Origin of the sequence: Mesorhizobium sp. M1A.T.Ca.IN.004.03.1.1 (genome assembly GCF_003997555.1) — a bacterium.
In the GTDB taxonomy this organism is placed as follows: domain Bacteria; phylum Pseudomonadota; class Alphaproteobacteria; order Rhizobiales; family Rhizobiaceae; genus Mesorhizobium.
This window is the reverse complement of record NZ_RZTV01000833.1, coordinates 1-247: the sequence shown is the minus strand read 5'-3', so window position 1 is coordinate 247 and position 247 is coordinate 1. Positions and strand designations below refer to the sequence as shown.

At 63.2% G+C, this 247-nt stretch carries 1 pseudogene; it reads left to right on the top strand.

The features are described from left to right. Positions 1–247 (top strand): annotated as a pseudogene (locus EOD29_RS34015) (methyl-accepting chemotaxis protein); the annotation flags it as partial.

Genomic DNA, 247 nt, shown 5'->3' with positions numbered 1-247 from the left:
GGCTCAGAAGAACGCGCTGCTTTCCACCGATTCGGACGCGGCCGCCGGTTTCTACAAAGAGGCCGATCAGAATCTGCAGGCCATGTTCGACGCTGTCGACGCCGGCTTGGCCATCGCCTCTCCCGAAGGGAAGCCGCATTGGGAGAAGCTGCGGAGCGTTGGCGGGAAATTCCGCGAGAAGTCCGCCGAGCTGCAGCAACTCGATGTCAGGGGTGACAAGGCAGGCGCCCTGGCGCTTTCACTTGGC